At 32.0% G+C, this 20,465-nt stretch carries 20 protein-coding genes and 1 other annotated feature; of the genes, 2 read left to right on the top strand and 18 right to left on the bottom strand.

Going from position 1 to position 20,465, the window contains the following annotated elements; genetic code table 11:
* A partial coding sequence (locus JHL18_RS10685) for a DDE-type integrase/transposase/recombinase (RefSeq protein WP_207753005.1) occupies positions 1-671 on the top strand: 671 nt, incomplete at its 5' end.
* A gap of 209 nt (positions 672-880) precedes the next feature.
* Here JHL18_RS10685 and JHL18_RS10680 read toward each other — a convergent pair.
* The 18 genes from JHL18_RS10680 to JHL18_RS10595 form a co-directional block, all read right to left on the bottom strand.
* Complete coding sequence (locus JHL18_RS10680) at positions 881-2,245, bottom strand: MFS transporter (protein WP_200269164.1); 1,365 nt, start codon at positions 2,243-2,245, stop codon at positions 881-883.
* A gap of 5 nt (positions 2,246-2,250) precedes the next feature.
* A complete protein-coding gene (locus JHL18_RS10675) occupies positions 2,251-2,778 on the bottom strand; it encodes a PadR family transcriptional regulator (RefSeq protein WP_200268950.1) in 528 nt (175 codons plus the stop codon).
* A gap of 242 nt (positions 2,779-3,020) precedes the next feature.
* The gene (gene nhaA, locus JHL18_RS10670) at positions 3,021-4,238 is read right to left on the bottom strand and encodes a Na+/H+ antiporter NhaA (protein ID WP_200268947.1); all 1,218 of its coding nucleotides are present in this window, start codon (positions 4,236-4,238) and stop codon (positions 3,021-3,023) included.
* 160 nt (positions 4,239-4,398) lie between these two features.
* Positions 4,399-4,458 (bottom strand) — a sequence feature (sodium ion sensor (DUF1646 type); this cis-regulatory element may regulate processes involved in with the transportation of sodium ions).
* 248 nt (positions 4,459-4,706) lie between these two features.
* Positions 4,707-6,029, bottom strand: coding sequence for an amino acid permease (locus JHL18_RS10665; protein ID WP_200268945.1), 1,323 nt, complete (start codon positions 6,027-6,029; stop codon positions 4,707-4,709).
* 340 nt (positions 6,030-6,369) lie between these two features.
* Positions 6,370-7,419: an ACR3 family arsenite efflux transporter gene (gene arsB, locus JHL18_RS10660; protein WP_200268943.1), complete on the bottom strand. Its 1,050-nt coding sequence runs from the start codon at positions 7,417-7,419 to the stop codon at positions 6,370-6,372.
* Between the two features lie 94 nt (positions 7,420-7,513).
* The gene (gene arsA / locus JHL18_RS10655) at positions 7,514-9,259 is read right to left on the bottom strand and encodes an arsenical pump-driving ATPase (RefSeq protein WP_200268940.1); all 1,746 of its coding nucleotides are present in this window, start codon (positions 9,257-9,259) and stop codon (positions 7,514-7,516) included.
* A 20-nt stretch (positions 9,260-9,279) separates the two neighbouring features.
* Positions 9,280-9,651 carry an arsenite efflux transporter metallochaperone ArsD gene (gene arsD, locus JHL18_RS10650; RefSeq protein ID WP_200268938.1) on the bottom strand — a complete coding sequence of 124 codons (372 nt, stop codon included), beginning with the start codon at positions 9,649-9,651 and terminating at the stop codon, positions 9,280-9,282.
* Positions 9,652-9,668: 17 nt separating this feature from the next.
* On the bottom strand, positions 9,669-10,019 hold the full coding sequence (locus JHL18_RS10645) for an ArsR/SmtB family transcription factor (protein WP_420839220.1): 351 nt from the start codon (positions 10,017-10,019) through the stop codon (positions 9,669-9,671).
* 233 nt (positions 10,020-10,252) lie between these two features.
* A complete protein-coding gene (locus tag JHL18_RS10640) occupies positions 10,253-10,681 on the bottom strand; it encodes an arsenate reductase ArsC (protein WP_200268934.1) in 429 nt (142 codons plus the stop codon).
* A gap of 111 nt (positions 10,682-10,792) precedes the next feature.
* Complete coding sequence (locus JHL18_RS10635) at positions 10,793-11,182, bottom strand: ArsR/SmtB family transcription factor (protein WP_420839222.1); 390 nt, start codon at positions 11,180-11,182, stop codon at positions 10,793-10,795.
* Between the two features lie 75 nt (positions 11,183-11,257).
* On the bottom strand, positions 11,258-12,034 hold the full coding sequence (locus tag JHL18_RS10630; RefSeq protein ID WP_200268930.1) for a phage replisome organizer N-terminal domain-containing protein: 777 nt from the start codon (positions 12,032-12,034) through the stop codon (positions 11,258-11,260).
* Between the two features lie 383 nt (positions 12,035-12,417).
* Positions 12,418-12,921: a hypothetical protein gene (locus JHL18_RS10625; RefSeq protein WP_200268928.1), complete on the bottom strand. Its 504-nt coding sequence runs from the start codon at positions 12,919-12,921 to the stop codon at positions 12,418-12,420.
* A gap of 182 nt (positions 12,922-13,103) precedes the next feature.
* Positions 13,104-13,820: a polyprenyl diphosphate synthase gene (uppS, locus tag JHL18_RS10620; RefSeq protein WP_200268926.1), complete on the bottom strand. Its 717-nt coding sequence runs from the start codon at positions 13,818-13,820 to the stop codon at positions 13,104-13,106.
* Positions 13,821-13,985: 165 nt separating this feature from the next.
* Positions 13,986-14,327, bottom strand: coding sequence for a hydrogenase maturation nickel metallochaperone HypA/HybF (locus JHL18_RS10615; protein ID WP_200268925.1), 342 nt, complete (start codon positions 14,325-14,327; stop codon positions 13,986-13,988).
* Between the two features lie 24 nt (positions 14,328-14,351).
* A complete protein-coding gene (locus JHL18_RS10610) occupies positions 14,352-17,039 on the bottom strand; it encodes an FAD-dependent oxidoreductase (RefSeq protein ID WP_200268923.1) in 2,688 nt (895 codons plus the stop codon).
* A gap of 35 nt (positions 17,040-17,074) precedes the next feature.
* Complete coding sequence (hypB, locus tag JHL18_RS10605) at positions 17,075-17,746, bottom strand: hydrogenase nickel incorporation protein HypB (protein WP_200268921.1); 672 nt, start codon at positions 17,744-17,746, stop codon at positions 17,075-17,077.
* Positions 17,747-18,179: 433 nt separating this feature from the next.
* On the bottom strand, positions 18,180-19,160 hold the full coding sequence (locus JHL18_RS10600) for a DUF5692 family protein (RefSeq protein ID WP_200268919.1): 981 nt from the start codon (positions 19,158-19,160) through the stop codon (positions 18,180-18,182).
* A 391-nt stretch (positions 19,161-19,551) separates the two neighbouring features.
* The gene (locus JHL18_RS10595) at positions 19,552-20,046 is read right to left on the bottom strand and encodes a metal-dependent transcriptional regulator (RefSeq protein ID WP_200268917.1); all 495 of its coding nucleotides are present in this window, start codon (positions 20,044-20,046) and stop codon (positions 19,552-19,554) included.
* Positions 20,047-20,213: 167 nt separating this feature from the next.
* Between JHL18_RS10595 and JHL18_RS10590 the strand changes: the two genes are divergently transcribed.
* Positions 20,214-20,435 carry a FeoA family protein gene (locus tag JHL18_RS10590; RefSeq protein WP_200268915.1) on the top strand — a complete coding sequence of 74 codons (222 nt, stop codon included), beginning with the start codon at positions 20,214-20,216 and terminating at the stop codon, positions 20,433-20,435.
* The last annotated feature ends 30 nt before the right edge of the window (positions 20,436-20,465 follow it).

Here is a 20,465-nt window from a genome sequence, read left to right as displayed (position 1 = left end):
ATAGACTAGCTACCGTAATCCGCAAGGAAACCGGGTGGTTGTTTTCGGACAATCTTGCACATAAGTGCTGTAAAATCAGTGGTATAAAGTCTAAAGTTAGAGGTTATAAATATAGGCGACCTGGAAGCGAGAATATCATTTATCCGAATATAGTCAATGGGAAGTGGAATGCTTCAAAACCACTAGAATTGGTGGTTTCAGATATGACTTGCCTTAACCATAAGGGGCACTCTTACGAGTTGACGTATATTATGGATACATACAATAATGAGATTATTTCACATCACCTGACATCTAAGCAAGGCGATAGGCGCACCTATCTTTTATGTTTAGAGGATTTAAAGAAAAAAATTGAAGAACAAACAACTCCAGTCGTTTTGCACACGGATCAAGGAGCTGTCTATTCTTCAAGAGCATTCGCAAAAGCTCATAATAATTGTAACATAATTCACTCAATGTCGCGAGCTGGAACTCCAACGGATAATCCTATTATTGAATCAATAAATGGTTGGATAAAAGATGAGATGGTTGTTGACTTTAATTTTTATGAAGAAGATGATATATTCAAATTCGTGGACAAATACATCTATTATTATAATAATGATAGACCTGCATATGCATTAAATTATCAAAGCCCCATTCAGTATAGAACTGAACGAGGCTTTGGTTAATATTGCTTTTATTGCTGTCTACTTTAGATTGACAACTTCATATCAACTTTTGATAAGGTGTTTGATTTTTAGTTAGCAGTTAATATTCTAAAGCAAATAGATTGTAGATAGATGAAGCACATACAGTTTTATTTATGGCTGTAATCAGCCAATTCAAACTAGAACTAATAAGTGAAAATATAAGTATTTTATATATTCAATTATTAAAACTAATTAATTGTAGTATGTCCAATATTTTTAGGTAGGAACAATATTTCAATTGCTGGTAATATCATCAATAAACCAAGAAAAATAAAACCTAATTCATAAGCGGTTGTAATTGGGAAGAAGTTTTGCAACAAATTTACAACAACTGTAATAAGTGATATTCCCATCCCCTGAGCTAAGGTTGATACCACAGAATTCAAGGTATTTGCACTATTTCTGTCTTTAGGCTCTATTTCTGAAAAACTCAATCCACTGTAAGCAGTTAAGGCTAATGAACGTCCTGCCCCTGATACTAATGCTAGGAACATTATCCAAATAGGTAAAGTATTAATTTGAATAAATGCTAAAGCAATAGATGTAATAAACACCATCCCAAATGATGACAATAGCGCACCACGATATCCTAACTTACGAATAATTACATTAGTAAAAGGTTTAATTCCAATATTTCCGATAAAAATAAATATCACAAAACTTCCTGCTTTTACTGCTGACCAATGAAAGACGGTTTGTAAAAAAATAGTTAGTATATAAGGCAACGCTCCAACGCATAGCCACAGAATAGAACCACTTGTTTGGCAGATTCTAAAGGAAGTTATTTTTAATGAATCGAGCGAAAACAATGGATTAGTTGATTTTTTTAAGTGTTTAAAAACAATAAAGCCTAACAACACTCCTAAAACACTTAAACCTAATGCACTAAGCCAATAATCTTTTCCACGAGTAGCTAGCTCTGCTCCAACTAAGATTATGCCTGTTGAAGCTGCAATCTCTATAAATCCTAAAAGATCAAATGAAGTTTTGCTTTTTACTTTATCAGTATCTATTAATTTTGCTCCGATTAATGCAATAATTAAGCCAATTGGTGCATTAATCAAGAAAATCCACTGCCAATTCCAGTAAGTAACAATAAATCCTCCAACCACCGGTGCTATTGCAGGTGCTATTAAAGCAGGCCAAATAAGATAACTAATCATTTTCAATAGCTGTGAAGCCGGTGTCTTTTCTAATACAATTAGTCTTGCTGTAGGTGTCATCAAAGCACCAGAGATACCTTGTACAATTCTCATTATCAAAAGAAAAGAAAAATTAGGTGCAATTGCACTACCTAATGAGCTAAGGGTAAAGATTATGACAGCAATAATCCAAACTTTCTTTTTTCCATATCGATTGGCTATCCACCCGCTTAAAGGGATAAATATAGCAACTGTAATTAAATATACGCTGACAAGTAATGCAATTGTTGCTGAACTGGTATGAAAATATCCAGCCATTTTAGGTAATGCTGTAGTTACAATAGTTCCATCCAAAATCTCCATAAAGAGACTAGCAGCCATTAATAAAGCTATTTTTATTTCTTTTGTCATTGTTATCACCATTCTTTCTTCAATTCATCTTTAAATCTTTCAATCCACTCAACTGCAATAATAGCTTGCTGTAATCGTAGTCCAAACTTTTTGCTTGCATACCAATGATCTTTTGAATCTTCTGTCGCTAGTTTTTTTAGTATATCTTGAGTATCTTCTACTATCTCTTTTTGCTCCTTATAAAATTCATCCAATAATTGAATTTGTTCATCTACAGCAAGATGCTGCATAACATCAATTTTAATTAAATAGATATCAGAATTGTGAGCACCACTTGGAACAGGCATTTTCATTAACTCAAAAAAACGTTCTTTCCCTTTTTCCGTAATGCTAGCTACTTTTTTATTTTTTTTGTCTGATTCAATATTGGTTATCTCAACAAAACCCTGATTCTCTAACTTTTCAAGTAATGGATAAATCACTCCGTAACTAATCTTACGATGACGGCCTAGCGACGCTTGCAATGCATTTCGTAGATAATACCCACTTTGCGGTTCTTCCATTAATTCACCTAAAATAAAAAGCTCATTCATTATTTTTATTCACTCCTATATATCTAAAAGATGTATCTAAAAGATATGTTTAGTATATATCTTTTAGATACATAATGCAATATTTTTGCATAAAAATATTAAAAAATTTTAAAAGCACTTTATCATATAAGATATTTTTGCGTATTTATAGTATTATATCCTGATGTTTTCATTCTTTTTCAATGTAATCACATCACAAAAAACCCTCTCAAAATGAGAGGGTAAAGATCTTTGAAGTAACTCTAATTAGTGTTGAGTTGCGCTGTATTATCATCTTCAATATTACTAAATTTAAAAATTATCAATCCTAATATAGCTGATAAAAGTGAAGCTATTATTATACTCATTTTTGCTGTAGCTAATACCGCTTCATCTACAAATGATAACGATGAAACAAATATTGACATTGTAAATCCTATTCCACCAAGAACACTTGCACCATATAGATGTCTTTTATTTACTCCAAAAGGCAGTTTAGCAATCTTAAATTTTACTAACAATATAGAAATAAGATATATGCCTAATTGTTTTCCTAAAACAAGACCTAATATTATTCCAATACTAACTGGTTTAACCATAATAGTTGAGAGACTACTAGCATTTATAACTACCCCAGCATTAGCCAATGCGAATATTGGCATTATGAAATAAGAAGACCATGGAGATATTGTACTTTCAAGTTTGTATAACATTGATTTTTTAAATTTTTCTAGATCCTTTGAACCAGGTATTGTCATACCAAGCAGCACTCCTGCAAAGGTAGCATGTATACCTGATTTTAACATTGTAAACCATAAAACAATCCCCAGTATAACAAAAACAAATGTTGACTTAACTTTTAGTCTATTGGCTATCAAAAGTAATATAAAGATAGTTAAACTTACTGAAAGATATATCCACGATATCTCAGTACTATAAAATATTGCGATTACAATAATAGCCCCCAAATCATCAACTATTGCTAAGGCTGTAAGAAAAACAACAATTCCCTTAGGGGCCTTTTGTCCAACTAAAGATATTATGCCTAAAGCAAACGCTATATCTGTTGCCATTGGTATCCCAAATCCATTGATCATTGGCTGATTATAGTTAGATAATGCATAAATACCAGCTGGGACAATCATTCCAAATATAGCCGCAGCAATTGGCAATATAGTTGTTCTTATAGATTTAAGTTCTCCAACTAAAACTTCTTTCTTGATTTCCATACCAACTACAAAGAAAAATACTGCCATCAGTCCATCATTGATCCAATGTGAGATAGGCATGGAAATAGAAATCTCATCATACCCAATTGTAATGTGTTTATGTAATATTTCATTATAAATCGGAGCAAAACCAGAGTTAACCAGTATCATTGCAGCTACAGAACAGATTAATAATATTATTCCACTAGAAGCTTCACTCCTAAAAAAGTTTAAAAATAAGTTATAGCTTCTATCATTTGTTGTGTTTCGCATATTTAATATCCTTTCTTTTGTTATGTATTTTGCTAAATATTATTTTAATTTAGCTGTTATATGGAACTACCATATAAGTAATAAATCCTAATACTTTAGTTTATCTTTTTATAAAAAATATATTTCTAGACAAGTAAAAAAGAGTGGAGAGCTTAAATAAAGCTTCCCACCCCAGAAACTGCTTGCTTGAAAGTAAATTATATTATATATTTACCCAACCGAAACTAATTATATTCATTTATGTTCAACCACATTATATCAAATACCACATAAGAGGTCAACAATTAACTCATTACTTAAAGAAATTATTGCTATATGTCTTGCTATCTATCTGATTCCTTAACATGAGACTCATTTCCTATCTTTTTTTCAATATATGTATTTTACTCTGATATTGCCCAATAAGATTATATTGTCAACTTTCTAAAATGTAAAAGAACCATAAACATCAATCTAATTCTTCTGTATCTAGCAACGCCTTCCACTTTTCTTCATGTAGAAGTAAAATGGCACTCCAAGTGCTGCCAATAATGCTCCATAACCAATTACTTGCCAGCCTGAACCATATATAGCCCAACATGCATATACAAATCCTATTAGAGGAATCAATGCACACTTAATAAAAGTTGAGAAATTTTTAATTTGTCCATTTTTCATCATAATTTTTATCTCTGCGAGAGCTGTCATAGCATAAACCGGTAAATATGCCAGTGTAGCCAATAAAATTACAAATGTGAAGGCTCCTACTAGAGATTTATTGTAATTCATATATAAAAGAATATTTAATAATACCGAACCTATTATTAATGATACATAAGGCGTTTCGAATTTTGGGTGAACTTTTCCAAAAGCCTTTGGAAACACCCCGTTTTCTGCAGCTGCAAAGCCTACGCGTGCTGTTGAAAGCAGCCAGCCTACAGTTGTACCAAGTATACTGATTATAACTGCTAAAGTGATAAATGTTGATACTCCTCCTCCAAAGTATTGGGAAAGAATGTCTGCAAAAGGTGCCTTGCTGTTGGCCAAAGCTTCTTGAGAAATGGAACCCATAGCAAAAAAGTTAATGCATATATATATAACCGCAGCTATAGAAATACCAAGTATTGTACTTCTTTTAACATTTTTCTCCGGATTTTTTATTTCACCAGCAGTAATAGCTGCACTTTCAAGACCAATGAAGGCCCAAAGTGTATTAACAGCTGCTCCGTTCACTGTTGATAATCCTTTTCCACTTGGAAACAATGGTTTGATATTTGCTACATTAAAATGAAGTGCTGTAATTATAATAAAGAATATAAAAAAACATATCTCAAATATAGTAATGACTGTCTGAATTTTACCCGCTCTTCTTACTCCAAGAATGTTAATACCAGTAAATATCCATAATACAATAGTTCCAAATATGAAGGCAACATGTCCATTAGATAAAGCTGGTACTAAACTAGATGTATAAGTACATATAGCGAGAATAACTGCAGCATTTCCAATCCACGACCCATTCCAGTAAAGCCATGCATTCATAAATCCTGTAAATTCACCAAAAGCAACCTTTGAATACTCGTAAGGTCCACCTGTCTTTGGATACTTTGATCCCAATCTTGCAAAGGTTATAGCAAGGCATATAGAACAAGCCGCTGAAATAAGCCAAGCCATAATTGTGCCACCAGGGCCGGTAATTCCTGCCAGAGTAGCAGGCAACATAAATATACCAGATCCCATCATATTACCTGCAACCAATGCTGTAGCAATAAGTAGTCCAATATCCTTTTTTAAATTTGTCTTTTGTTCCACGATTATTCCTCCTAAAGGTATAAATTTTAATCAAACCCTAAGCAAACCAACCTATGCATAACTTCACCGTACTAAAGTTTCAACTGCGCACTGTGGCATCATTTTCTTTTCTAAGGCTTGATAGCGCTTATCTGTACTTTACTAATATTATAACTCATCTCTATCTTATATTTATTCATAATTGCATTAACATTATGCATAAAAACTCGAATTTTGTCAATAATTAAATTTTGGCACTATTTCTGTATTTTTATTAAAACAAGGTCTATTGAAGATTTTCCTTCACTAGACCTTGTTTCTACTAAAGCGTGACATTGCGATATTAAATACTGTTCTTTAATTATTGCTGTTGCTTTTGGAAATACTTCTTTCTCCAATAAAGAGCTACATTAACTAATCCTATCATTACAGGTACTTCCACAAGTGGTCCTATAACCGCAGTAAAAGCTTCTTTAGATTCTATTCCAAATACAGCAACTGCAACAGCAATAGCAAGTTCAAAGTTGTTACTTGCAGCTGTAAATGCTAATGTTGTAGTTTTCTTATAATCAATGCCTGATTTGTAACTTATATAAAAAGATACTGAGAACATGATAACAAAGTATATTAAAAGTGGAATTGCTACTTTCACTACTTCTAATGGCAATTGTACAATGTACTGACCTTTATAAGTAAACATAATTATAATTGTAAATAATAACGCAATTAATGCTACTGGGCTAATCTTAGGTATGAATTTTTTTGTGTACCATTCATTTCCCATCATTGGTTCCAATATTAACCTAGTTAACATTCCTAATGCGAAAGGAACTCCCAGGTAAACCGCCACAGACCTTGCAACTTCGCCCATGGAGATATTAACTTTATATCCAGTGAGCCCAAATACTGGCGGCAATACTGTAACAAATATATAGGCAAAAACTGAATAGAAGATAACCTGGAATATTGAGTTAAAAGCTACTAATGCTGCTGCATATTCACTGTCTCCATCAGCTAAACTATTCCAAACTATAACCATAGCTATACATCTTGCAAGTCCTATTAGTATTAATCCAGTCATTAAAGCCGAATCTGATCTTAGGAATACCATAGCAAGTATGAACATCAACACTGGTCCTATAACCCAATTTTGAACCAAAGATAAACCTAATACTTTTGGGTTTTTAAATACTTTTCCTAGTTCTTTATAATTTACCTTTGCTAGAGGTGGATACATCATAACTATTAATCCAACTGCAATTGGTACTGAAGTACTCCCAACAGATAAATTTGATAACACTTTTGATAACTCTGGTACTGCCCAGCCCAAAGTAATACCTAAAGCCATAGCAAGAAAAATCCAAAGTGTAAGATATCTATCAAGTAATGAAAGTCTTGATTTACTTCTCAAATAAAATTCCCCCTTAAAGTTTGTTTTTGCTTAAGCTCATTAAAGCATCGAATTCAAAACCACTTAATTTCACCACGGTTCCTTAACTGCGCCTTTATTTTAAAAGCTCAATAAGTTCCTCACCCTTTATTTCTTCAGGTTTCCACTCTATAACTGCAAAGTTACCACTAGATATATCATTTACTTTATTAATCCAATGTACTTCATTCCTCGCTTTTGCCTTTAAAATATTATTTGTTGTGCTGGTTGCATACAAACTTGAATTTATAGCCCACCATTTGCTGTTTATTCCTGCGCGTTTTAAATCCTCATCAAGTCTCATCGCTTCATAAACCGGTGTAGTTTCTGCCAAAGTTACAATCACAACCTCTGTTTCCTTTGGATTTCTGAGCTTTGGTAAAAGCTTCTTAACTGACTCTGGAGTATCACCCTGAGAGCGTGATATTTCCTTATTATAGCTTTCTGTTGAGTCCAAAAGTAAAAGAGTGTGTCCTGTTGGAGCTGTATCAATTACAACCACTTCATCCTCTGATTTTTCAACTATCTCAGCAAAAGCTCTAAAAACAGCAATTTCTTGAGTACATGGAGATCTTAAATCTTCCTCAATATATTCAATATCCTCTTCTGTCATAGTTTCTCTAGCTTTACTTAATACTTCTTCTTTGTATTTTTCCAATTCTTTCTTTTCATCTATATTACTCAAGGTTATCCCTTGCCCTTCATCTAACACAAATTTCAAATGAGCTGCTGGATCAGTAGTAGTAAGATGAACCTTCTTGCCTTTATTAGCTAATCCTAAAGCAATTGTAGCAGCTATTGTTGTCTTACCAACTCCGCCTTTTCCCATTGTAAATATGACCTTTTTATCTGAATTATATAAATCATTAATGATATCCTTAAGACTTAACATCGTACTTACCTTAAGTTCTTCATTGCTTATCTTAATATTATCTTCCTTTAAAAAAGCTCTTACATTCTCGAGACCAGTAATATTATAAGGTCTTAATGGAATTTCAAAGATTTTTAGACCTTCTAGTTTTTCTGGAATATGTTCAAGAGCCCTTTGTTGTTTATTATAAATACTTTGGGATAACTCATCATCTGCATTATTAAGTACTCCATTTACAACTAAAATCTGATTATTTATCCCTATTTCTCTAAGCTCCATAGATGCTCTTTCTGCTTCTTTTAAAGGTGTTATCTCTGGTCTTGATACTAAAATAAGAGTTGTAGAACTTCCATCGGCTAATGTGTCCACTGCCTCTTTATAAATTTCCTTTTTGTCTTCAAGTCCTGCTAACTGTCCAAGACAAGATGCTCCATGAGTACTTTCACTTATAAAATTACTCCATGCTGAAGGTAATTGGAGCATTCTTAAGGTATGACCTGTAGGCGCTGTATCGAAAATTATATGATCAAATTCTTTTTGAATACTATCATCAGTTATAAAGTTAGTAAACTCATTAAAAGCTGCAATTTCAACTGTACATGAACCTGAAAGCTGTTCTTCCATGTTTTTAATAACAACTTCAGGAAGCTTACCTCTAAACGGTTCAACAACACTTTCCTTGTATTCATTTGCAGCTTCTATAGGATCAAAATTAGCAACCGTAAGGTTTGGTACTTCTTCTATTTTAACTCCTTTATTGTTTAACTCTCTGTTAAATACATCCTGGAGATTTGAAGCTGGATCTGTGCTTACCAACATGATTTTTTTACCTTGGTCAGCTAAAGTCATAGCTGTAGCACAAGCAGTTGATGTTTTCCCTACTCCACCTTTTCCAGTAAAAAATAAATATTTAGTTAATTCTATATGATTTGGATTAAATAATTTCCACATATTTAAATATCCTTCCTTCGCTAACAACATCCGCCTTTACATCCACAGTCATTTGTTTTTTTCTTAATTTGAAGTTTCAAGTAATTTTCAGGAACTTCAAGCATAGCACAGAATTCCACATTTGTTGGATATGCTTTAGTCTTAACCACTTCTCCATCAACAATAGTTAGAGGTAAACATTCTATTCCTTCACTGTTTAATAACTGATTAACAACTTTGGTATCTACAAAAGCTTGAGGATTATTAGTTAAATTGAATCTATCAACTATAATACCTCTACTTTTTAAATTATTTAAAACAGTAGACACTCTTAATAGCTCTGGATCTATACTCGGACCACAAACTCCTGTAGAACAACACATTGCTGGATCAAAAATAATCATTTTCTTCATAATATATATCCCCTTTTCTATTTGCATTCACATTTAGATTTATCTTTACATATACAATCCTCAGTATCAGTAATAAGATTCATTATAAATAACATTAATTTGTTGCAGTTAGTAGCGTTTAATGAATAGTGATTCCATAAACCTTCTTTTCGACTATTTACAAGACCACACTCCATCAAAACCTTCATATGATGAGAAAGTGTTGGCTGAGTAAAATCGAAGTTTTCTAATATATCACAAGCACATTTTTCTCCACAAGATAGTATATCAATTATCTTTAATCTATTTGCATCAGAAAGAGCTTTAATTATTTTTGCATTTTCATTATAATCAATTTTCAATTTATCACTCCCTACATAGATAATCATCTATATATAATATAGATGATTATCTATGTATAGTCAACATCTGCTTTGTAATCATCACAATTCTTTAACACAAACATATGTATTCATCTATATTCATACTATGATTTCATAAAAATAATGTGAATAAATATAGAAATATTGATGCTGGTTAATATTCTATTAGATATCCAAGAGATAAAACAAAAAAGCCAGTTTTCACTGGCTTAAAATCATATTTATTCAGTTATATGCTACTAAATTCCCCCTATAGTACTTAAATTAATTTTATTATTTTCAATTCTTCTTTTTAAATCTTGTATTTTCTCTTCAATAGCTTTAGCAGTTTTAATAAATTCCTCATCACTTTTACCTGATGGGTCATCTAAGCCCCAATCTTCTTCATGCTTTGAAGGCAAGAAAGGACAAACTACATTACAGCCCATCTTTATAACAATATCTACTTCTGGTATATCCGTAAGTAGCTTCGATTTTTGTGTTTCATTCATATCAATATTATATAAATCCTTAATTATTCTCACAGCATCTTGATTTATCTGTGGTCTTAATTCAGTTCCTGCTGAATAAGATTCAAATACATCTGAAGCAAACATTTTTCCCAAGGCTTCTGCCATCTGAGATCTACAAGAATTATGCACACATATAAACGCTACTTTTGGTTTCATTATTATTCCTCCATCTTTTAACTCTTAGTTATTTTTAGATATAAATAAAATATTTTCTCTTAAATATGAATCTAACTTTAAAAGCACGGTATTTGGTGCTTCAATTTAGGTCTATTTATCTATAATTTCAAAACACACTTTACCTTCTTTTAGGTCTTCACACCCTAACCCGCTACTTTTATATATTTTTAGCTTTTCCATATCAGATTGACATTTTTTTAATTTCATTGTTTGAGTTTGAATTAATTCTTTTATAAAATTAAATTCTTCCATGGCTTCACTATTAATTTTGTAATATACATATTTATTTACCTTATAATAATCAATAACTTTAGCACTGGTGAGTTTATTTAGATGTCTTGATACATTTGATTGACTTATATCTAAAATAGACTCAATCTCACATACGCATAGATCCCCATCTTTTAAAATATTTAATATTCTTATTCGTGTCTCATCAGATAAAGCTTTCATCACTTGTATTAAATCCAAATTTCTCACCTCATATATGAACATATTCAAATATAATCATATGATAATTTAAATATGTTCACATGTCAATGTTTAAAACAACTATCAACCAAAGGACCATTGTGCAACACTAACTTCACCTTTACCTAAAGGTCTTTCTCCTTCATATACGCATCCAATTGTATCATCAGTAAATTCATCATCTGTAAATATTTCGCCAATGACTTCAGCATTTAAATTACTGTTTTTCTTCTTTTTCCTACCCCTTTTACTCTTTTTAACTTCTATTACATCAGTGCTATATCCTCCTATATTGTCACTACTGTTATCTATTTCACTATTCTTAGAAGTACTGAGGTCTTTATTTATAATTTCTAAGTTTCCTGCACTACCCTCCTCTTTATTTTCCATCTTAAGCAAAGCGTTATCCTCAAACTCTTTATTATTCTTTTCTTCAGCCTTCTCAGTATCAACTTTATTGTCACAAGCCTCATTTAATGGAACATCTATAGCCTTTAATTCAGCTTTTTTATCCTTAGATATTTCTTTTTCTTTCACCTTAATATTTTGATGCTTAGCAAAATTTTTCACTATATATATGTTATCATCAGTTAATTCAACCATTTCTAACTCAATAAAAAGCTCTAAAGCAAGCTTAACTTGATGAACCTCTCTATTAAACTCTATTGCTAAAGTTTCTATTGTATATGGAAGGCTTTTTGAAAGAAACAAGTTCCCTTCTAAATTAACCTTGCCTGCAAGTAGCACAATCCTATTCCATATATAATGAATTGTATCTCTTTCTGGCTTCATATCTATTATTTTGAATTTAGTATCCTCATACATATCAGCTCTGAATTTTACATATTTTCTTTCTCTCATATCTCTCATTCTCCCTAACACTTTATTTTTATGGATGTATCACTTCGTAATGGAATTTATTATTCTTAAATTTTCTCACCAGAAGCCGTGAAAGTTTTAAAAATAGATTTAGTTTCGAAGTGGTACATCTTTATTTTGTTTTCTAAAAGATATATATGCCGTAGTAAGAAAAATTACAGGGTTCATTATATATTTTTTTAACTTTTTATCATAATTAAACAGCAAAAAAGATTGAGTTATTTTCTATTAACTCAATCCTTTTTAACTATATAGAGCTTTATAAAATTTTCAAGCTAGCAAGGCTTATAGTCTCCAAAGCTTTTTAAAGTTTTTCATATGGATATCAGCAAAAAACAAAAATTATTTGCATGTCAAAGCTATAGTTAATCAACCTCAATAGTACTAATTGTTTCTCCTGTACTTTTAACAAAATACCAAAACTTGTAATTATTCACTTCATTTATGGCATTAGAATCTGATGGTAAATAGTACGGGCTTTGATAATGATACTGGTTATTGCTACCTATAATCTTTAAATATATACATGCAGATGAATATTTGCTTTCCAAATACTTATTTACATTATCTTTCAGTAATAGTTCTTTCATATGATTTACTATTACTTTACTATCTTCTTCAGATAAATTTTTTTTATAATCTATGGTAAACTTATATTCTCCCTGCTGATAATAAATTTCTAACCTAGATAGATTAAAATCTTTATCCATAGCTTTTAAATCATCTTTACATTCTAATACAAACTTCTTATCAACTTCCTTACGGCCATTGGTACTAACCATACCGATAAAAAATATAATATTAAAGCTAACGTATAAAACACAAATTGCAATTACAGAATAAATTATAAACTTTATTAATTTGTCCATACGATCCCCACTATAAATTCATCATTTTACACTCATATAATCTTTTATTTATATATTCTAATTTCAAATAACTTTCTTATATAGATGAACCACTTCATAATTGAATTTATATTTTCAAATTCTCCTCTCAGAACCCAGAGGAGTTTTGAAAATAGATTTCGGATTGAAGTGGTTCATCTTTATCATTTTTCTTGGGTAATTTTATTATAATATTTAATTGAATCTATTAAATGGTTGTGATTAAAATCAGGCCAAAAATCATTAGTAAACCATAGCCTTGCTTCGGCAGATTGCCAAAGTAGGAAGTTACTTATTCTCTTCTCTCCACTTGTTCTTATGATTAAATCAACGTCAGGCAATCCTGAAGTATACATATAATTGCTAATTAAAGCTTCATCTATTTTATCAGCATCAAGTGTTCCCTCATTAATATCTTCCATCATTTCTTGCATAGCATCTACTATTTCTAAACGTCCTCCATAATTCAATGCTATATTTAGGACAAAACCAGAATTTTTTTCAGATTCCTTTTCTGTTTTTTTAATTTCATTTAACAGTTCTTTAGAAAGATTATTCTTACTACCGATATGACGAACATTAATATTTTCTCCTACCTCATTACGTAGCTTTGTAAAGAATTCTACGAAAAGTTTCATTAAAAAAGAAACTTCTTCATTAGATCTATTCCAATTTTCACTAGAGAAAACATAAAACGTGAGCACCTCAACCCCTAGTTCAAAGCATTCTTTAATTGTGTTTTCAATTGGTTTGGTACCAGCTCTATGTCCAAAAGTTCGTGGAAGTCCTTTTTTTCTAGCCCATCTTCCGTTTCCGTCACAAACTATAGCTATATGCCTTGGTATAATATCTTTTTCTTTATCTATTTGATTTTTCAACATTAGACTCACTTCCACTCTTGTTTTTCCAATATAAATATTTTATTCTATTATTACCCAAATACATAATCATTGTCAACTTTTGGTATATAGCTGAATAAAAAGGATTGAGCTATTTTATTCTTTAAGAATTTATAACTCAATCCTTTTTGATAAATGCACGCCTTTTTAGCAAGCAACAATTTCCTTAATCATGAACTCTTTTCCACATAAAATCTCCCATTGTCTGCCTCCACACTTAGGACACTTGTTATTATTGTCGATAAGATTAAAAACCTTATTGCATTTCTTACAGAAAGCATTGCCAGGCAATATATCAATTTTCAATTCAGTCTCTTGTAATAAAGTACCCTCTACTGCAGCTGGATAACAAGCTTCTAAATATCTTGGGATCATGGAGGAAAGTTCACCAACTTGGATAACCAACTTATCTATTTTAGTTAATCCATTTTCTTTCGCGAAATTCTCCACAGTTTTTACCACTTCAATCATAACTCCAACTTCATGCAAAAACCTCACCTCACCCCACTACTCTTACTCTTTCTTTGAAAAGATTGATCCTAAGGATTTTTTCGCATTTTTCACTGCAATTCTTCCTTGACGTTTTATGGCATGTTTAATGACTATAGGTTTCATTTCATTGAGCTCTGCACCAGCGCTATTATATTTTCTTGTAAGCGAAATTGCATCAAATTTACATTTTGTAGTGCAAACACCACAACCCACACATTGATATTGATCCACAACTACAGCTCCACAGCCAAGACATCTTTCTGTTTCCTTCTTTATTTGCTCTTCTGTAAAAGTCTTACGTAAATCTTTAAAGGTTTCTTTCGACTTGCTTCCATCTACATGAAGTGCTCTTTGTCTAGGTAGACGATCATAACCATCCATATTTAGGTTTTCTTTATCTAAAGCATGATATTCTCTCTCTCGACTTATAGACAAATTATCGCCATGTACATAACGATGAATAGAGATAGAACCTTGTTTTCCTAAAGCAATAGCATCAATAGCAAACTTAGGACCTGTTAATGCATCTCCACCAGCAAATACATCCTTTTCTCCGGTCTGGAAGGTAAGTGGATCTGCCTTTACAGTTTTATTAGGATTTAAAGTGAGCATAGAATCCTTCAATAGTGATCCCCAGTCTATCCCTTGTCCTACTGAAATTAGCACATGTTCAGCCTTAACGAACTTAGTTTCTTCTTCATCAAATTTAGGATTAAACCTTCCATTTTCATCAAAAACAGAAATACACTTTTTAAATTCTACCCCTACAACTTTACCATTTTCATAATGAATTGATTTTGGTCCCCAGGAATTATTTATTGCAATTCCTTCAGATAATGCTTCTTCAATTTCTTCCTCTAGTGCTGGCATTTCCTTTCTACTTTCTAAACAATACATATCTATCTTAGAAGCTCCAACTCTTTCAGCGGTTCTAGCTACATCAATGGCCACATTTCCTCCGCCAATTACTATTGCTGAACCTTCCATTTCTAGTTTTTCCCCTAGGTTAACCTTTCTCAAAAAGTCTACACCTGTTATTACTCCTTCAGCTTCTTCACCCTCGAGTCCAAGCCTTCTGCCGCCTTGAGCACCAATTGCCATATAAAAAGCTTTATAGCCAAAGTTTCTAAGTCCATTTAGAGTAACATCTTTACCAACTTCAATACCTGTTTTAAACTCTACGCCTAATTCTTTTAAGACTTCTATCTCTGAGTTTACTATCTCTTTTCCTAATCTAAAGGATGGAATTCCAAGCGTTAGCATACCCCCAAGCACCTTTTGCTTTTCAAAAACTGTTACTTGATATCCTTCTACTGCTAGGAAATATGCACAAGAAAGACCAGCTGGACCTGCACCTACTACAGCTATTTTTTCTTCTCTTTGTGCCTTTTTTTCTGGTACAAATCTATGTTCAGCTTTCAAGTCTTGATCAGCAATGAATTTTTTGATTTCGTCTACTGCAAGTGGTTCATCTACTCCTGCTCTTGTGCAAGCAGATTCACACTTTCTAGGACATATACGTCCACAAATTGCTGGAAGTGGGTTTTCTTTTTTTATAAGCTCTAAAGCATCTCTATATCTTCCTTGAGAAGCCATCTTGATATACCCTTGGATAGCTATATGAGCCGGACATTCAGTTTTACATGGACTTGTTCCGCTTTCAGCAACAACTTTACGATGGCGATAATTAATATTCCATTTTTCTTCTCCCCACTTCGTATCGTATGGAGTATCCATTTCCTTTGGCGCCTCAACCGGTCTCTTTGTACATAAATTTTGTCCTAGTGTTAATGCATTAGCTTGGCAGTTTTCTACACATTCTCCGCAAGCAACACATTTATCTGTATCCACTTGTGCTACATAGTTTGATCTAGAAAAATCAGGATTTCTAAATAATGTGGTATTTCTTAGTCCAAAGCAAGAACATCCACAGCAATTACAAATGGCAAGTGCTTTTCCAGGTCCTGAAAGATTAGGTATCTGATGAACCAAACCTTCCTTTTCTGCTTGCTTGCAAATCTCAATAGCCTCTTCTCTAGTAATACTCCTACCTCTTCCTGTACGAATATAATAGTCTGCAGCAGGTCCTAGCTGAATACACATTTCCTCAACAGTATGTCCACATCCTTCACCCTTAACTCTCATGGATGTACGACAGGCACAATCCGCAACAGAAAAAATTTCGTGGGTATTAAGTAGATATGCAATTTCTTCATAAGAAGCTTTTCTTGTATCTCCTTCAATTGCACTTTCAATTGGAATAACTCTCATTACTCCCATTCCCACAGGAAGGTTTCCTGCCATCAAGCCACTTAATCTTCTTGTATATTCTTCAAAACATTCAGCGATTACTGGATATTTTTCAACATTTTCTTTATTTGCAACCATATACTCCATTACTCCAGGAACAAAAAGTTCAAGAAAATACATATTAGCATCATTTTCACGTTCAAACTTAATTGAGCCATCAACAGCCATTTTATCTAGAATTTTTTCTACATATTCTTCAGATTTGCCACTGAGTTTTGCAATTTCCTTTAAGCTTTTAGGTTTACGTACCTCTAAGTGCAGTGCTATTTCTGCCATTTCATCTGTAGTAACTGGTTCAAGAATTCTATACTCTGGATCTGTTGGTTTTACTTTAACTAATCCGCCAGTAATCCCAGCAGCAATCTTATTTGCTAGTTGAAGCACTTTTTGCTTGACCATATTAATTACCTCCCAAATAAAATATCATTAAGGTGCTATTTAGCCTGCCAATCTTTCACTTCTGTACTTAGCCATTCAGCCCACTCTTTAATTCCCTCACCTGTTTTAGCGGAGATTGGAATAACCTTAATATCAGGATTTAATTTCGTTACTCGATCCTTTACAGCCTCGAAATCAAAATCAAAACTAGCTATTGCATCTATCTTGTTAATAAGTAAAACATCAACAATTGAAAACATTAGTGGATATTTAAGAGGTTTATCATCTCCCTCTGGTACACTTAAAATCATAGCATTTTTTGATGCTCCAGTATCAAATTCTGCTGGACATACCAAATTCCCCACATTTTCTAAGATAACAAGATCAACATCTTCAGTTCCAAGCCCTAATAGTCCTTGCTTAGTCATACCAGCATCAAGATGACACATACCACCAGTGTGTAGTTGTATCACCTTTGCACCGGTTTTAGCAACCGTATTTGCATCAACCTCTGAATCGATATCCGCTTCTAGAACACCAATTTTCATTTGATCCTTTAAAGCCTCTATAGTCCTTAAAACAGTTGTTGTTTTACCTGAACCAGGTGATGACATTAAATTTAATAAAAACGTCCCATCTTTTTTTAGTTGTTCTCTAAGTAAATCTGCTTCTCGGTCATTATTTTCAAAAACACTTTTCTTAATTTCAAGAACCTTATATGCCTCCATAGTATTTACCCTTTCTTAATCTTAATTTTTTAACTTTATATTTATTTTAAAAATATAATAAATTAACCTTTAACTTATGCTAGATTTCTTTATATAGGTTTAATTCATAGAATCATCATAATAACTACACTAATATTAGTAGAAGTTATATGGGTATAGCGTATTTTTTCTTCATACAGTTATATATTAATTAAATGTTGTTAAATATTAATCATCACCAACATTTATTTAACAAATAAATAGAACCTATATTTTTTTAAAGTTAAGTAAATGCTCCACGAATTACAGCATGTTGTCATCTGTAAAATAATCCCAAATAATCTTACGATTTAATTATAAAACGTTTTGAAAACATAGCAATAGACAAAAAGGCTTGTTTGTCTAGTTATGATCACAAGTTGTTACTTTATACAAATTTCTCCTATTTCAATATCTACTCAGCAAGTGCTTTAATTTCCTTATATCCTTTTAAATCTGTATAAAGCTCCCCACCGTAAGGATTTTTTTTTGTTTTAACAACTTTATAAATCATGTAAACAAACACTGCTATATTAGAAACTAATGCTGCAAAGCTAAATCCAAATAGCGGTGCTGTGTTATAAGATGATGCAACAGCGAAGGCTCCTTTATCAATAAAGTACGGAAAGGTCTGCGCAAACATACACCATATTGCTAAAGTTTGTGCACGATGTTGTAGCCATGCTCCTTTTCCCACAGTAAAGGAACAAATTGTTGGTGCTAATAGTAAAGCAAAACCACAATACCAAGCATGTCCTGGTAAACAATTATAAGTATAAGCAAAATTCCATAAATCATAAGCTATTATCCAAAACCATAGCATATCAGGCCATAGCATATCTTTGCTGCCGTCTTTATTAGTCTGTTTTTTTATGCAAATCCCTAGCCAACCAGTTATAGTTATAATATTTAAGATACCAGCTATCCCATTCATGAAATTCCAGGAGCCTCCAAGTACATACATAGCTTCATCAGCTAATGTTCCTCCTCCTGCATATTGAATACCAACTTGAAAATCACGAGATACTGCCTCTAAAATATTTACTGCAAGGATAAGTGGAGGAAAACACACCGCCCACTTTTTATCTGATAATATCCATTCCTTACCTGTAGATTTATTCTTCCATTTAACATGTCTGATACACCAAAATCCAATGCATCCAGCTGTAGACGAATACACCTTTGCTAAATGAAACCAATCTGTATAAGTTGTATCACTTAATACCGTAAACCATAATATTGAAAGTACTAGTGGTAAAACAATAAAACATAAGAAACCAACATATTTCCATCTGCGGGCTACCTCATTAAAGGTAAAAAGTGCGATAAAAACAATAATCCAAACTCCCCATACACTTAATGCAGACGCACCATCTGCATAGTTGAAAACAAACATGATACCTTCCCCCTAATATATATTTAATTTTCTAGAGCTCCACACTCAAATATTAATTTATACATGCCTCAAAATCCCAAAAAATCTAGATTTTCGAACATAAATTAAGTCTCTATACGGAACTCCTTAGTAAAATCTATTTCACACCTCAACCATTTATTCTTCAATAAAAATAAAAATGAAAACGTCAACATTTGACACTTTCACTTTTTTGTCGTTTCTTTTTTAATTTTATTTTCACATAAATAGTGATTAAGAGTTAAATAATTCTCATCTTTAGGCTATTATGGATGTACCACTTCATAATTAACTTATTATACTTAAATTCTCTCACCAGAAGCCATGAGAGTTTTAAAAATAGATTAGGTTGGAAATTTAATCTGGTTACGCTTTACTTTCCAAAATTTTCAGCAGTTTCTGCCTTAGCCGTATCTTTGTACAAATCAAACTTCCGTCTTATATCAGGGTTATCATAAAAAAAATTCACTAATTTTTTTATTTCCAATAAAGTTTCAGTATCTATAGTATGTTCAATTTTTTCAGTCTCTTCTAACAATCCACTCTTTATATCTAATAGCAGAAGAAAACGTTCTATGGTATTATGTCTATTTAAAAGTATCTTTCCTATATTTTCTCCACCTTGCTCTAATTCAATAATTCCATATTTTTTATATATTATCAAACCCTTTCCTCCTAATTTCTTTATCATCTTAGTCACAGAGGGAGGTTTTACGTTAAGAGCCGTTGCTAAATCATTCACTCTTGTATATCCATTATTTTGCGAACAAAGTCTATATATCATTTCTATATAATCCTCTTCACATGCACTTAGAGAATTTCTAGCACTATTCATATATTCACGGAATGTATAAAACTCTTCTGACATATCGCTTTCCCCTTTTTAATTATATATTCAAGCATATTCATTTATTTTTAAAAATATTAGTCACTTGTAACATATAAATATATAAATTCATACTATATATTATGCCTAAGTTAGCCATGGCTAAAAGTTATAGCCTAAGCTAAGAATTTAATTACGAGGTGAATATGATGAAAAAACTATATGAAATTGAAGTTGGTAACATTGTTAAAGTATATAACTTATCCGCAAAAGACTTATTAAAAGAAAGATTACTTGCTCTAGGACTAACAAAAGGTGTCTCTGTAGAAGTTATGCGAAAAGGCCCAAAAGATAACCTTACAGTTTATAAAATAAGAGGAGCAATGATTGCTTTAAGAAAAGAAGAAGCCTCCCTAATAACAGTGCTTTAAAAGATAGTAATCAATAAGGAGCGTATTTTT

The organism is Clostridium yunnanense, assembly GCF_016595795.1.
Taxonomy (GTDB): domain Bacteria; phylum Bacillota; class Clostridia; order Clostridiales; family Clostridiaceae; genus Clostridium_AR; species Clostridium_AR yunnanense.
Note: the sequence above shows the minus strand (reverse complement) of the source record. Positions and strands in the feature narration are given on the sequence as shown.